This is a genomic window from Novosphingobium sp. ERW19, assembly GCF_012641315.1.
Lineage (GTDB): Bacteria > Pseudomonadota > Alphaproteobacteria > Sphingomonadales > Sphingomonadaceae > Novosphingobium.
The window spans coordinates 147,486-160,611 of sequence record NZ_JABAIC010000007.1 but is presented as its reverse complement, the minus strand read 5'-3'; the positions used below and the strand labels follow the sequence as shown (position 1 = coordinate 160,611).

Here is a 13,126-nt window from a genome sequence, read left to right as displayed (position 1 = left end):
GACCGCGTCAGACACGCTGCATGGAATACCCGGACCAATCGCCCGCATTCGCCATCCCGGCGGATGCGGGCTTTGGCGGCAGCGCAGCACAGGTGAACACGGCAAGATGAGCATCATCGGCACGAAGATGGTCTGCGAAAGCAAGACCGCACGGCAGATCTTCGAAGAAGTCATGGCCAACCCGGCCCGCACCAAGTTCGGCTTTGGCGAGAAGCTGGCCATCGTGAACGTCGATTTCCAGAACGCCTACACCCGGATTGACCGCTACAAGACCGCCTACGAAACCGATCCGCGCCAGATCGAGCACACCAACATGATCTCGCGCCTTGCCCGCGCCAAGGGCATGCCGGTGATCTGGACGCACGTCGCCTATGCCGAGGACGCCAGCGACGCAGGCGTCTGGGGCACGCGCACCAACACGCCCGACAGCCTGCAGAACATCAAGTACGATTCCGACCGCCACGCCTTTGACGAGCGTTGCGAAATCGACCCTGCCGACATGATCTACACCAAGCGCATGCCATCCGCCTTCTTCGAGACGCCGCTGCAGAGCCTGCTGGTGTGGCACAAGGTCGATACCGTCGTCGTCACCGGCGGCTCCACTTCGGGCTGCGTGCGCGCCACGGCGGTCGACAGCCTCAGCCGCGGCTATCGCACGATCGTGCCGATCGAGACTTGCGCCGACAAGCACGAGTCCTACCACTTCGCCAACCTCACCGATCTGCAGCTGAAGTATGCCGATGTCGAACCGGTGCAGACCGTGATCGACTGGCTGGAGGCGCGCTGATGCTCGAAGGCGCTGCCGACCCCGGCCTCTATGATTTCTCGCCCTATCGCGGGCGGAAGCCATTTGCCTGGCCGGGCGACAAGAAGGTCGCCGTCTGGGTCTCGCCCAACCTCGAATACTACGAGATCGATCCGCCCGCGAACCCGCACCGGAAGTCGTGGGCCAAGCCTCACCCTGACGTGGTCGGCTATGCCCACCGCGATCACGCCAACCGCGTCGGCCACTGGCGCATGGCCGAGGTGATGAGCAAGCACGGCTTCCCCGGCTCGGTCAGCCTGTCGGTCGCGCTGTGCCAGCACCACCCCGATGTGGTCGCCGATGCCAATGCGCGCGGGTGGGAGTTCTTCAGCCACGGCATCTACAACACCCGCTATTCCTACGGCATGGACGAAGCGCAGGAGCGCGCGATCATCGAGGATTCGATCCGCACCGTGCGCGAAGCCACCGGGCAGACGATCCGCGGCTGGCTCGCCCCCGCCCTCACCCACACCCCGCGCACGCTTGACCTGATCGCCGAGTACGGGCTGGATTACACCTGCGACCTCTATCACGACGATCAGCCGCAGCGGGTGAAGACCGCCAGCGGTGACCTCATTTCGATGCCCTACAGCCTCGAGGTCAACGACCACTACGGCTTCTTCATCTACAACATGAGCCCGCGCGAATACGCCCGCACGCTGATCCGCCAGTTCGAACGTCTGGCCGACGAGCCTTCGGGCACGGTCATGTGCATCCCGCTCCATTCGTACCTGATCGGCCAGCCGCACCGCATCGGCGCGTTCGAGGAAGTGCTGCGCCACATCGCTGCCGATGGCCGCGCCTGGATCACCCGCTCGGGCGATATCGCCGATGCCTGGCGTGCCGTGCAAACGGGAGAAGCCGCATGAGCCTCGATCCCACCTACCTCGAATACCCGCGCCGCCGCACCGGCTACGATCACGATCTCTATTCCTATTCGGCGATGCCCACCCGCAAGCCGATCACCTGGCCCGGCGGCAAGGGCGTGGCGACGTGGATCGTCGTCAGCCTCGAATGGTTCCCGATCACGCCCTCGGACACCCCGTTCCGCGCACCGGGGCACATGCAGACGGCCTACCCGGACTACCGCCACTACACCGCCCGCGAATACGGCACGCGCATCGGCTTCTATCGCCTGCTCGATGCCTTTGCGAAGGCGGGCGTGCAGGTCTCGGTCGCGGCGAACGGTGCCATCGCGCAGCGCTACCCCTCGGTGATCCGCGACATCGTCGATGCCGGCCACGAGATCATCGCCCACTCCACCGACATGAACGGCACCATCGCCTCGACCCTGCCGGTCGACGCCGAGCGCGCCCTCATCCGTGACAGCATCGCCGCCTTGGCGGACGTTGCCGGAGTGGCTCCGCGCGGGTGGCACTCCATCGCCCGCTCGCAAAGCTTTGCCACCACCGACCTGCTGGTCGAAGCGGGCATCGAATACTGCGTTGACTGGGCCAATGATGAAGTGCCGTGGGCCTTTGGCAATGGCCTCGTCAACCTGCCGCTCAACCACGAACTGTCCGACCGGCAGATCATCAACGTGCAGCAGCAGTCGGTCGACAGCTATGCCGAACAGATCCTCGACGCGCATGACTGGCTGGCCGGTGAAGCTGCAGTCAGTGGCCCCGGCGGCGGCGGACGCCTGCTGCCGCTGCACCTCACGCCCTACATCATCGGCCTGCCCTATCGCATGGACGCCTTCGAGCGCCTGCTGGCCGATCTCAAAGCCCGCCCCGCCACATGGTTTGCACGGGGCGCAGACATTCTCGATTCCTGGAGGAACCAGTCTTGAAAGCCTATCAACTCGGAGGCCAGACCGGCCTTGAATCGCTGACCCTTGCCGAGCGCGACATGCCCGTCGCCGGCCCCGGCGAGGCGGTACTCAAGGTCAAGTACGTCTGCCTCAACAACCGCGATCTGCAGATCCTCGAAGGCCGTTATGGCCCGAAGAAGGCCGAAGACCGCATTCCCTTCTCCGAAGGCGTCGGCGAAGTCGTCTCGCTCGGCGAAGGCGCTGCCGGCATCGCCGTGGGTGACCGCGCGATCCTCGCCCACTTCGTCTCGTGGATCGATGGTCCGTTCGAGATGCGCTACTTCGGCGCAGATCTTGGCACCAATCTCGATGGCTGGATGGCCGAATATGTGAAGGTCCCCGCCGCCGCGCTGGTCAAGGTGCCTGACAGCCTGAGCGACGAAGCCGCCGCGCCCCTCGCCGCAGCCTCGCTCACCGCCTGGCATGCGGTCGTCGAAGTCGGCCAGGTTCGCGCCGGGGATCTCGTCGTCGCGCTCGGCACTGGCGGCGTGGCCATGGCCGCGCTGCAGATCGCCAAGGCCAACGGTGCCTTCGTTGCGATCACCTCGTCCAGCGATGAAAAGCTGGAGCAGGCGCGCAAGCTCGGCGCGGACTACACCGTAAACTACGCCACCCACCCCGATTGGGCCGCCGAACTGCAGCGCCAGACCGGCGGGCGCGGCGCGGACATCGTCGTGGAAACCGGCGGCCAGAACACCTTGCCCCAGTCGATCAACGCCTGCGCGGTCAACGCTCGCATCGTCATCATCGGCGTGGGGTCTGCCGATGGCCCGCTGCCCAACTACGGCGGCATCATCGGCAAGAACATCACGCTCAAGGGCATTGCCGAAGGCAGCCGCGCCATGCTCGCCCGCATGGTCCGCGCGATGGAAGCCACCGGCTTTGCGCCCGTGGTCGACCGCGTGTTCAGCTTCGATGAAGCGGTTGCCGCCTGCCAGTACCTCAAGTCCGGCGCACACCTTGGCAAGGTGCTGATCAAGGTCAGCTGATCGGGCAACGCTGATCGGTAAAAGGGGCCGCCTCAGCGCGGCCCCGAATTTCACGCCGCAGCAGGCCTCACGCCGCTGTAGGCCTCACGCCGCTGTAGGCCTCACGCCGCTGTAGGATTGTGCAAGTCCATCCGGATGTGGAACCGGTCCGAGCGGTAATGCGCGTAAGTGCGCAGGAACGGCACGTTGTTGCGATCATAGACCGTGCGGGTAATCCGCAGGATCGCCGACATCGGCTCGACGTGGAGCGTTTCCACCAGCGACGGATCGGCCAGCATCGCGCCGATGGTCTGCTCGGCACGCTCGGCATGGAATCCCGCCTCGTCCAGCAGCTTGAGCAGCGGCGCGCGCGGCAGGGTCTTTTCCGAAATCACATCGGCCAGTTCGCCCCGCACGTAGCTGACGATATAGCCGATGGGGATACCTTCGAGGCAGCGCACGCGCACGGCGCGGATCACTTCGGCGCCTTCCTCGATCTTCAGCGCATTGGCGATGATGTCAGTGGCGGCGCGGCGCTCGACCGAGACGACGTTGACCGTCGTTCCCTCGCCCAGCGCCATCAGGCTGTCGACCGCCTGATCGATGTTGGCTTCAAGCGGCTTGGCCGGTGACTTGAAGATTACCCGCGTGCCCAGCCGCCGCCGCCGCTCGACATAGTGCTGGTCGGCCAGATCATTGAGCACACGCCGCGCGGTGATGCGCGATACGTCGTAATGGGCCGACAATTCCTGCTCGGTGGGCAGGACGCTGCCAAAGGGCCGCTGACCGGAAAGGATCTCGTCGCGCAGGCTCAGGTAGATCTGGTGGTAGAGCGGCACTGCGCCTTGGCGATCGAGCACTATCCCTCCCCCGCTGGCGGCACGCGTCGCGAAGGCGACTGTCCGTTGGTCGGATAAACCGCTCTTCGGAGGTCGCCCCCGCTTAGTCAAGTCGCTGGCAATGTCCGCCTCGCCCAGAACATAACCGATCCCTGCGGACTCGATCAGCTTGCTCACGCTGCCTCCCGCGCCCAATCGGGGTATCGGCCCAGCGCCAGCAGAGCGAGGCTGCCCACGATCAGGCAGCCGACGCCCGAAAGCAGCGCCATGTCGTACCGCCCGGTCGCATCGAACACGCGGCCATAGACGATCGGCCCCATCCCCCCGCCGAACGCGATGACCGTGAAGAACGTGCCGTAGATCAGGCCATAGGCGCGCCGTCCGAAATAGCGGGCGATGAGATAGGCCAGCAGGTCGAACTCGAAGCCTGCACCCAACCCCAGCGTAATCACGGCAACCGCGGCATGGCCGGAATCCAGTTCGGGCCGTGACAGCATGAAGCTGCCGATCATCGGCATGACCAGGATCGCCAGCGCGCAGGCCGGTGCCCAGAACCGATCGAGCAGGAAGCCGCCAACGATGCGCCCGGCAATCACCGAAAGGCCGAAGCCCGCGGTGATGGTGCCGATCTGCGACAGGGTAAACTTCTGCGTCCTCAGGATATTTTCGAGGTTCGGCGTCGGTGCCGTCAGCGCAAAGGCGATCAGCAGGAACGCGAAGGTCATGATCCAGAACCGCCGGTCGCGCAGCGCCTCTCGCAAGGTCAGCCCCGCTTCGACGACGGGTTCGGCGGCGAGCCCCGTGTCCTTGCGGGCGGCGTCCAGCCGCTCCCGGAAGAACATGGCCACTATCGGCAGACCGATCACGATCGGCAGCGCGCCGATCACGAAAAACGCCGTGCGCCAGCCGTAATTGCCGATCAACCACGCCGAGAAGGGCTTGATCAGGAAGCCGGTGATGCCCGTGCCGGTGCTGGCAATGCCGATGGCGAGGCCGCGCTGCTTTTCGAACCAGCCGTTGACGGTGTGCATCCAGGTGGCGGTGAGCGTCCCCGCCCCCAGCGTCGACATCAGCACCCACTGGCCATAATAGACCCAGATGTTCCCGCCGCTCAGCCCCAGGCTCATGTATGTCAGCCCGAACAGCAGCAGCGAGATCAGCGCCACCGGCTTTGCCCCGTAGCGATCGACCGCAAATCCCGCGACTGGCCCCGTGCCCATGACCACCACCGATTGCACAGTGATCGAGCCCATCAGCGCCGCAAAGCTCCAGCCGAATTCGCGCTGCAGTTCGGGCGCGAACATGCCGATGGTGTAGAACGGCAAGGGGCTGAGCCCCATCGCCAGGCCGACCATCGACGCCGCGACGACCACCCAGCCCGCCGCGGTGTCCCTTGGCGGCAGCGGCGCCATGGCTTGGGCAATCATCTGGCGGTCAGTTGCGGCGGCCATCGCGGTTCCTGTGTGGCGGTTGTTCAGAAGGCTGGACAAGAATCGGATGATGGCACATCAATAGTCATATTCATATATCAATTAGGTGGGATCGGTGAGCACTTTGGCTGCAGGCGAAAACGTGACCATCCGGCGGGGCTATGTCAGCGTTGCTGTTTCCCCGGGGAAACATCTGATGGTCCACTATCGGGCCACCGGGGCTGGTCCCGCAGTGGTCCTGCTGCATGATTCCCCACGCTCGTCGCGGCTGCACATGCCACTGATGAAGCTGCTCGCCAGCCGGTTTTCCGTCTTCGCGCTGGATACGCCGGGCTATGGCAACTCCGATCCGCTGCCTTTCGCCAACCCAACCATACCCAACTTTGCCGAAGCTCTCGGGGCGACGCTCGACGCCATGGGCCTTGCGCAAGCGCCGATCTACGCCACCCACACCAGCGCCAAGATCGCGCTGGCGCTGGCGGTTCGCGGCGGCAGGATGCCGCAACTGGTGCTTGATGGGTTGTCGATCCCCGATCAGCCCGCCGATGACGCCTTCATCACCGCCTACATGCGCCCCTTCGCCCCCGAACCGACCGGCGCCTGGCTGGCGGCGGAATGGAGCCGCACCCGCGACATGCTGCGCTGGTTTCCGTGGTTCGCGGTCGATGCCGGACACCGCATTCCGATGGAGCCGCCTTCGCCCGAATGGCTGGAAGACTATGGCATAGACCTGTTCAGCGCCGGGCCGCACTATGCCGACGCCTATACCGCGGCAATGCGCTGGAGCCCGCTGGAGGACTTGCTTGCGGTGCAGGTGCCGACGCTGGTGGGCGCGCGCAGCGATGACGTGCTCTACCCCCATCTCGACAAGGTGCCGACAGACCGCAATCCCGCGCTCTCGATCCAGCGCCTTGGCGCAGACCGGACGGACTGGGCCGAATGGATCGCCTCGACGCTGGAGGGATGCGCCAAGGGCGAGCGGCAGCCGGGTGCCGGTGCGGCTGAGGGTTCGCGGGGATACCTCGATCTGGACCACCGCCAGTTGCACTGGACCCGGCATTCCGGCCCCGGACACCAAAGGCCGCTGGTGATCCTTTCGGCACCCTCGACGCTCGAGGCGCACCACTGGGCAAGCGTCATGGCGCCTTCACGGGCGGTACTGGTCCCGGACCTGCCCGGCTTCGGTGACTCCGATCCCCTGCCCGATAACGCAGCCGATGCCGATGCCATCGCCGATGCCCTGGCCGCGCTCATCGCTGACGGTGCGGGCGCTGGTTGCGACGTGATGGCGCTCGGCCTTGCCTCGCCCATCGCGGCACGCCTTTCAGCGCGGCGCCCTGATCTGGTGGCGTCACTCGTCATCTGGGGCGCGCCCGCGCTTTCGTCGCAAGACCCGGCGCTCGCTCCCGCAATCGCATTCGACCCGCTGGCCGGATCGCACCTCCACCAGTTCTGGCACATGCTGCGTGATGGCGCCGTGCAATGGCCATGGCACGATGCCCGACCCTCCGCCGCACGCGACGCGGCAATTCCGGATGCCGACGATCTGCACCGTGCGCTTACCGGTTTGCTCAATCAGCGGACAAACTACGGACAGGCGATTGCCGCTGCCATGGCGGCCAACCAGCCTGACGATTGGCAGCGCGTGGAGGTGCCGGCGGTCGTGGCCGTGGGAAATGATCCAGCGATGGCAACCTCTGCTTCCTTGATCGCGCTGCTGGCCCAAGCGACGGCCTTCATGGTCCCGCAAGACCCTGTCCGGGTTCCCGAAGCGCTCAACCGCGCTCTCGAAGAGGCGGGCAGAAACGCGAAGCTAAAGGCGAAGACTTGATGTCCGATGCGACCACGGCCCCGTTTCCCGCACCTGCCCCGTGGCCGAAACGGTCCTACGCCTCGTACGTCCTTTCGCTGCTGACGCTGGCCTATGCGCTGGCGATTCTTGACCGGGTTTCGATCGCCCTGCTGATCGAGCCTCTCAAGGCCGCGCTGGCGATCAACGATACGCAATTCGGCCTGCTGCAGGGCATGGCGTTCAGCGTGGTCTATTCGGTGCTGGGCCTGCCGCTGGGCATGCTGTCGGACCGGCGGCGGCGCGTGACGCTGCTGTTCGGCGGGTTGATGCTGTGGAGCGCGGCAACCATCGGCTGCTCGCTCGCCAGCAACTTCCACGAACTGTTCATCGCGCGAATGCTGGTTGGCGTGGGCGAAGCGGCACTGGTCCCGGTCGCCACCTCGCTGATCGCCGACTATTTCGAGCCCGACATTCGCCCCAAGGCCTATGGCGTGTTCGTCACCGGCAGCTCGCTCGGCACGGCAGCGGCAATGGCGCTGGGCGGGTTGTTTCTCGATTGGGCCGACGGGCTGATCGGCGGATTTCCGGGCCTGTTCGGGGCGATGCAGCCGTGGCAGGTGGTGTTCGTGCTGTGCGGCGCGCCGGGCCTGCTGCTGGCGCTCGTCCTCCTGCTGACGGCGCGTGAACCGGCGCGCCAGGGCGGCACGACGGCAATCCCCTCGCTCAGCCTCAAGCCGCTGTTCCGCCTGTTCATCGACCGGCCCGGCGCGTTCGGCCTGTTCATGCTCGGATCGGTGCTGAACCTCGTCTGCGTCTATGCCATCGTCGGCTGGTTCCCTGCCCTGTTCATCCGCGCCCACGGCTGGACCGCGGCAGAGACGGGCAAGATTCTCGGGGCTGTCGGGCTGCCGCTCTCGATCTTCGCGGCGGTCAACAGCGGCTGGGTCATTGCCTGGCTCAAAGCGCGGGGCCATGCCGATGCGCCGATCCTGTGCGCGATGGGCTGTTCGGCTTCGCTGGTGGTGTTCGGGACGCTGGCCTGCGTCGCCCCCACCGGCAACCTCGCCCTGCTCGGCTATGGGCTGAACGCGCTGTTCCTCAACTGGAACACTTCTGCAGTCTACAGCGGCTTTGCGCAGATCACGCCCAACGCCTTGCGCGCGCAGATGATGGCGCTGCAGACGATCGCTTCGGGGCTGGTCGCGCTGACGGCGGGCAACTTCATCGTCGGTTTCCTGTCCGACACGGTGTTCACCTCGCCCGCCGGGATCTCGTGGTCATTGGGCAGCGTGTTCTTCGGCTGCGGGCTGGCGGCGTTCCTGATCCTCCTGGCCAGCCGCCGCAGCTTCCGCGCCGCGGCCGCCGCCCACGAAGCCGGCTGAGACGATGGCCCGGCCCCACATCGAATTCATCCACGCCCAGAACGTCGGGTGGTCGAGGCGGGCTGACGGTGCCGAAGAAAAGGTTCTCAATGCCGACCCGCTGAGCGACGAGGCGACGCTGATCGTGCGCTATCCGGCGGGTTTTTCCGCCGGGGCCAATCCCGACGAGGCCGGGGCGGAAGAGTTCTTCGTGCTCGACGGCGCAATCACCATCGACGGGATGGAGCGCGGCTATCACGCTTATGGCTTCCTGCCGCAAGGCGCGCGGCTGGGCGCGCGTTCGACGTGTGACGGCGCGGTGCTGCTGGTGTTCCGCCATGCTTCAGGCGATCCGAACGGCATGGCGGGCAGCGCCGACACGATTGCGCTCGATACCCCGGCGATGCCGTGGGACGTATCGACTTATGACCCGAAGCTTGCCCACCTGCGGCTGGCGCGCAAGGTTCTGCGCCTTGGCCCCAACGACAGCGGGCGGACGTTCCTGCTGACCGGCATGGCCCACGGCGTGCCCGCCCAAGCCACGATGCTCCCGGCGGAAACGCACGACCACGCCGAGGAGATGTTCATGCTGCAAGGCGCGATGTGGGCGCCGGAAGGGCAGATGGGCACCGGCGCCTACTTCTATCGCCCGCCCGGCATCCTGCATGGCCCGCATGTTTCCGAAACGGGCTTCGTGCAGATCATGCGCTCACCCGGCGCCAATGCCATCGTCACCAAGTGGAGCGATGAGCTGCGCCCGCTCCCCATCGGTGCTGCTTATGCGCCGGTACTGCCGGAAGGGACGCCCACCGCATGGGCGCGTGCGCTGAAGCCGCAGGACGCCTGGTAACAGCCGCAAATAAAAGGCGGCACCCGCATCGTGAGATGCAGGTGCCGCAAGGCCGGGACCGGCCGGGTGACCGGTTCCGACAGGGAGGTTAGATCACTTTCTAGCGCTTCAGTTCGACCAGTTCGTACCAGGTCTGCATGTAGCCACCGACGCCGCCCTGGACGAAGATCGAGTCATCGTCGGCCGTCACCCACATGCGATAGGCGGGGTGCGCCTCACCGCCGATGGAGATCATGCTGGCGTCCTCGTCCGAGAATTCGAAGACGTGGCAGTCGAAGGTGCCGGCAGAGACCGTCACCGTCTCGTCGCCGACATAGGCGAGGTTGATGGCCGTGCGGGAAATCAGCGGCGGGGTGGCGCCGCGATGGTCGGGCGAAGGCAGGAAGCACGGGAACTTGCGCTTGTGCGGGCCCTTGCTGCGATCCATCTTGCGGGTGATGTAGGCGTCAGCCACGATCGGGTGTGTGCCGAAGCCGTCGAACGGCGCATCGATCTGCACGGTCTGCGAAATGCGGCCGATGGACGGGCCATAGCTTTCGCACTCGACCGTGTCCTTGTTGATGATGAACAGGCCTGCGCCCATGAATTCGTCGCCGATCACCAGGCGGACGAAGCAGTCCATCGGGCGGTCGTTCTCATCAAGGCTGTAGACGATATCGCGGTGAACGGTCGGCGCCGGCTCGTCGATCTCGCAGCGGGCGCGCAGGGTGCGCTTGCCATCGCTGTGATGCGTCCAGGTGAACTCCTCGCGCCCGCGCTCTTCGCCTTCGCGGCCCGGTTTGCGCGATGTGTACTGGATCTTGCCGGAAATGGTCCGATGCTTTTGCAATGGAAGTCTCCCTTTGAATTGAGTGGCCCGGTCAGACCGGCGTGGCGATGCCGAGGAAGCAGGCGATCAGCACCACGACCCACAGCACCATCACGGTTGGCTGGGTGATGGCGATGACGCCCTTGATGGTGCGATCCCCCTCGGGCGTCGGGCCGTTCTCGCGCAGGGCAATGATCGCCGGGAACAGCGGCACCAGCTGGCGGCGGACCAGCAGGCCGATGGAAATGCACGTGGCGAGCGCCAGCAGCTTGAGCGAGATGAACAGCGGCAATGTGATCGCCCCGGCCAGCCCGGCGACGCCGCTGCCGATCAGGCCCGCCAGCACGACATAGCGCACCGCGATGTCGACGCGCTTGTATCCCGCACCCGCAGGCCCATGCTTGAGGTGGACGGTCCACGCCAGGGCCAGCCAGGCAAGGCCGAGCACCCACACAAGGATGGCGGCAGAGCCAGGCACGTCGATCCAGCCCTTGGCCACGGCCAGCCCGAACCCGGTCGGGAAAGCGAGGATCAGCGTGGTGCGCGGGGCCATGTCGATGTTGTTGAGGATCTTCAGCGCCATCATGCGCTCGGGCACCGAACGCGCCGGATCGATCATGAAGCGCGAGCCGTAGAACGCGCCAAGATCGCCGCCGAGCCAGTAGATCGGGATCAGCAGGTGCAGCAGCGTCAGCAGGGAAAGGCCGATGTCCATGGGTTCAGGCCCTCTTGCCGAAGAAGCTGTCCATCGCGGCCTTGCGCGCGCTGCGGAACTCTGCCGCATCAAGGCGCGGCAGCTCTGCGAAGCTGCCGTCCTTCAGCAGCTTTTCCAGTGCGACGCTGGAATCATAGAGCGGGTCGTTGACGGCTGCCGTGACCAGCGTCGGGCATTGCAGCAGCGGCATCCGCTTGTCCGCAGGCCACTTGAACGCGGCGCGGTAATTGAGGTGGTAGGTGGTGGCCGCCTTCATCACTTCGGTGATCCAGGCGTGGAGGTCGGCCGCGCTGCCAAGGCCGCCATCGCGCCTTCCGGCGCGGGTACGGTTGTACCACGGAAAGAACATGTACTGGTCACGGCAGAACTGGAACAGGCGCATCAGGTAGGCGCCTTCAAGATCCGGTTCGAAGGGGAAGGCGTAGCGCGCGAGCACGTCGGCCAGTTCCTCGCCCTGCATCAGGCTGACGCCGTCGAGGACGAGGGCGGAGACGCGATCCGGCGCAAGGATGGCGAGTTCGGTGCCGATGGCCGCGCCGGTATGCGAACCATAGACGCGCACTTTCTCAAGCCCGATGGCATCGATAAACGCCAGCGCCGCAGCGGCGAGTTCGGGGATGGTCGGCTCCCGGTCCGACAGCGCATCGCTGTCACCATTGCCGGGCGTATCGGGGGCAAAGACGCGCGCTTCTCCGGCAAAGTCCTCGATAATGCGGACCTGCTGGCGCGAGCTGCCGGGCGAGGCATGGAGGATCAGCAGCGGCTCGCCACTGTCGCCCGCGTAACGGTAGTGCAACTGGCCATGCGGAACGTCAACGAACCCGCGCTTGATCGGCGTTGCAGCCATCAGATCTCTCCGCCTTCGACGATCTCGAGCAGCGCGCCTTCCGGGGTTACCAGCACGCCGCTGCGCTTGCCGCCATAGACGGCGCCTTCACGCGCGACCGGGGCGCTGGCCCAGTGGCCTTCGAGGCGGTCGAAATCGGGATAGAGCATGGTGGTGATCGCCACGCCCGGCGGCAGCGCGCCTTCGTGGCGCGGGCGCACGGTCGCCGCTTCGGGGTACTGATCGAGTTCGAGGAACACCTGGCCGTTGCCGCGCGCGGTGGTCAGTTCGGTCCTGGCGGTTTCGGGCAGGCCGAACGCCTTTTCGATCATCGAATAGCGGATCGCCACCGGATCGATCATCGGCAGGCCGAGCACGTCCTTCACCCACTGCGCGGTCTTGCGCAGATCGGGGCAGGCGAGCACCATGATGAAGGGCCGGTCGACCAGCGACTGCGGCTGCGGCAGGCCGGTGCCTTCGCCGGGCTGCAGGATTTCCGTGAGGTAGACGGTTTCAAGGTCTGCACCGCGCACCTGCATCGGCTTGACCGTGGCGAAGCCGTCCAAGGGCTTGGGCGGGCCGATGACCTCGAACGGGCTTTGCAGCATCCTTTCGTTCACCGCTTCGACATCGGTGACGCACAGTTCGATGGCCGCCCAGCCATACGTGCGGATCGGCAGGTAATCCGGCACCGGATCGCCTTCGACGAAGCGCAGGAACACTTGCGTGCCCGAAGCCGGTTGCAGCACGGCATAGCGCTTGCCTGCACTGGCCGGCGCTGCCCACGCTGCGGCAAGATCGGCAGACACTTCGCCTTGTTCGACCGTGCGGTATTCCATCCACTGTTCATAGCGGGCGATGGCATCATCGAGATTGCCGACAACGTGCGTGGCGCACTTCAATAAGGTCATGGTGATTC

13 protein-coding genes are annotated in these 13,126 nt (G+C 65.8%); 7 read left to right on the top strand and 6 right to left on the bottom strand.

What is annotated here, in order from left to right; genetic code table 11:
* Positions 1 to 106 precede the first annotated feature (106 nt).
* The 4 genes from HGI46_RS14775 to HGI46_RS14760 are packed head-to-tail and all read left to right on the top strand — an operon-like array spanning position 107 to position 3,607.
* Positions 107 to 787 carry an isochorismatase family protein gene (locus HGI46_RS14775; protein ID WP_168904855.1) on the top strand — a complete coding sequence of 227 codons (681 nt, stop codon included), beginning with the start codon at positions 107 to 109 and terminating at the stop codon, positions 785 to 787.
* A complete protein-coding gene (locus tag HGI46_RS14770) occupies positions 787 to 1,674 on the top strand; it encodes a polysaccharide deacetylase family protein (RefSeq protein WP_168904854.1) in 888 nt (295 codons plus the stop codon). The genes HGI46_RS14775 and HGI46_RS14770 overlap by 1 nt, the downstream gene beginning before the upstream one ends.
* Positions 1,671 to 2,597: a polysaccharide deacetylase family protein gene (locus HGI46_RS14765; RefSeq protein WP_168904853.1), complete on the top strand. Its 927-nt coding sequence runs from the start codon at positions 1,671 to 1,673 to the stop codon at positions 2,595 to 2,597. Before HGI46_RS14770 ends, HGI46_RS14765 begins: the two co-directional genes overlap by 4 nt.
* Complete coding sequence (locus HGI46_RS14760) at positions 2,594 to 3,607, top strand: NAD(P)-dependent alcohol dehydrogenase (protein WP_168904852.1); 1,014 nt, start codon at positions 2,594 to 2,596, stop codon at positions 3,605 to 3,607. The genes HGI46_RS14765 and HGI46_RS14760 overlap by 4 nt, the downstream gene beginning before the upstream one ends.
* A 101-nt stretch (positions 3,608 to 3,708) precedes the next feature.
* On the opposite strand, the gene HGI46_RS14755 is transcribed toward HGI46_RS14760, so the two are convergent.
* Both HGI46_RS14755 and HGI46_RS14750 read right to left on the bottom strand, forming a co-directional pair.
* On the bottom strand, positions 3,709 to 4,446 hold the full coding sequence (locus tag HGI46_RS14755; RefSeq protein ID WP_346766740.1) for a GntR family transcriptional regulator: 738 nt from the start codon (positions 4,444 to 4,446) through the stop codon (positions 3,709 to 3,711).
* A gap of 152 nt (positions 4,447 to 4,598) precedes the next feature.
* The gene (locus HGI46_RS14750) at positions 4,599 to 5,876 is read right to left on the bottom strand and encodes an MFS transporter (RefSeq protein ID WP_240946789.1); all 1,278 of its coding nucleotides are present in this window, start codon (positions 5,874 to 5,876) and stop codon (positions 4,599 to 4,601) included.
* Positions 5,877 to 6,051: 175 nt separating this feature from the next.
* Here HGI46_RS14750 and HGI46_RS14745 point away from each other — a divergent pair, with 175 nt between their 5' ends.
* Genes HGI46_RS14745 through HGI46_RS14735 form a run of 3 tightly spaced genes read left to right on the top strand, consistent with a single transcriptional unit; the run spans position 6,052 to position 9,858 of the window.
* Positions 6,052 to 7,686 (top strand): alpha/beta hydrolase, encoded by a 1,635-nt coding sequence (locus tag HGI46_RS14745; protein ID WP_168904851.1) that lies wholly within the window; start codon positions 6,052 to 6,054, stop codon positions 7,684 to 7,686.
* A complete protein-coding gene (locus HGI46_RS14740) occupies positions 7,686 to 9,029 on the top strand; it encodes an MFS transporter (protein WP_168904850.1) in 1,344 nt (447 codons plus the stop codon). Before HGI46_RS14745 ends, HGI46_RS14740 begins: the two co-directional genes overlap by 1 nt.
* 4 nt (positions 9,030 to 9,033) lie before the next feature.
* On the top strand, positions 9,034 to 9,858 hold the full coding sequence (locus HGI46_RS14735; protein ID WP_168904849.1) for a cupin domain-containing protein: 825 nt from the start codon (positions 9,034 to 9,036) through the stop codon (positions 9,856 to 9,858).
* Between the two features lie 100 nt (positions 9,859 to 9,958).
* On the opposite strand, the gene HGI46_RS14730 is transcribed toward HGI46_RS14735, so the two are convergent.
* Genes HGI46_RS14730 through HGI46_RS14715 form a run of 4 tightly spaced genes read right to left on the bottom strand, consistent with a single transcriptional unit; the run spans position 9,959 to position 13,118 of the window.
* Positions 9,959 to 10,687, bottom strand: a complete 729-nt coding sequence (locus tag HGI46_RS14730; protein ID WP_168904848.1) for a DUF3108 domain-containing protein — start codon at positions 10,685 to 10,687, stop codon at positions 9,959 to 9,961.
* 31 nt (positions 10,688 to 10,718) lie between these two features.
* Positions 10,719 to 11,381 carry a hypothetical protein gene (locus HGI46_RS14725; RefSeq protein ID WP_168904847.1) on the bottom strand — a complete coding sequence of 221 codons (663 nt, stop codon included), beginning with the start codon at positions 11,379 to 11,381 and terminating at the stop codon, positions 10,719 to 10,721.
* A gap of 4 nt (positions 11,382 to 11,385) precedes the next feature.
* Positions 11,386 to 12,228: an alpha/beta hydrolase gene (locus HGI46_RS14720; protein ID WP_168904846.1), complete on the bottom strand. Its 843-nt coding sequence runs from the start codon at positions 12,226 to 12,228 to the stop codon at positions 11,386 to 11,388.
* On the bottom strand, positions 12,228 to 13,118 hold the full coding sequence (locus tag HGI46_RS14715; RefSeq protein ID WP_168904845.1) for a VOC family protein: 891 nt from the start codon (positions 13,116 to 13,118) through the stop codon (positions 12,228 to 12,230). The genes HGI46_RS14720 and HGI46_RS14715 overlap by 1 nt, the downstream gene beginning before the upstream one ends.
* Positions 13,119 to 13,126: the final 8 nt, after the last annotated feature.

Bases quoted from the DNA above. Each gene is read 5' to 3' on its own strand.
- HGI46_RS14775 (WP_168904855.1), top strand. From the start codon at position 107: ATGAGCATCATCGGCACGAAGATGGTCTGCGAAAGCAAGACCGCACGG.
- HGI46_RS14720 (WP_168904846.1), bottom strand. From the start codon at position 12,228: ATGGCTGCAACGCCGATCAAGCGCGGGTTCGTTGACGTTCCGCATGGC.
- HGI46_RS14715 (WP_168904845.1), bottom strand. From the start codon at position 13,118: ATGACCTTATTGAAGTGCGCCACGCACGTTGTCGGCAATCTCGATGAT.
- HGI46_RS14765 (WP_168904853.1), top strand. From the start codon at position 1,671: ATGAGCCTCGATCCCACCTACCTCGAATACCCGCGCCGCCGCACCGGC.
- HGI46_RS14770 (WP_168904854.1), top strand. From the start codon at position 787: ATGCTCGAAGGCGCTGCCGACCCCGGCCTCTATGATTTCTCGCCCTAT.
- HGI46_RS14725 (WP_168904847.1), bottom strand. From the start codon at position 11,381: ATGGACATCGGCCTTTCCCTGCTGACGCTGCTGCACCTGCTGATCCCG.
- HGI46_RS14740 (WP_168904850.1), top strand. From the start codon at position 7,686: ATGTCCGATGCGACCACGGCCCCGTTTCCCGCACCTGCCCCGTGGCCG.
- HGI46_RS14745 (WP_168904851.1), top strand. From the start codon at position 6,052: ATGGTCCACTATCGGGCCACCGGGGCTGGTCCCGCAGTGGTCCTGCTG.
- HGI46_RS14750 (WP_240946789.1), bottom strand. From the start codon at position 5,876: ATGGCCGCCGCAACTGACCGCCAGATGATTGCCCAAGCCATGGCGCCG.
- HGI46_RS14735 (WP_168904849.1), top strand. From the start codon at position 9,034: ATGGCCCGGCCCCACATCGAATTCATCCACGCCCAGAACGTCGGGTGG.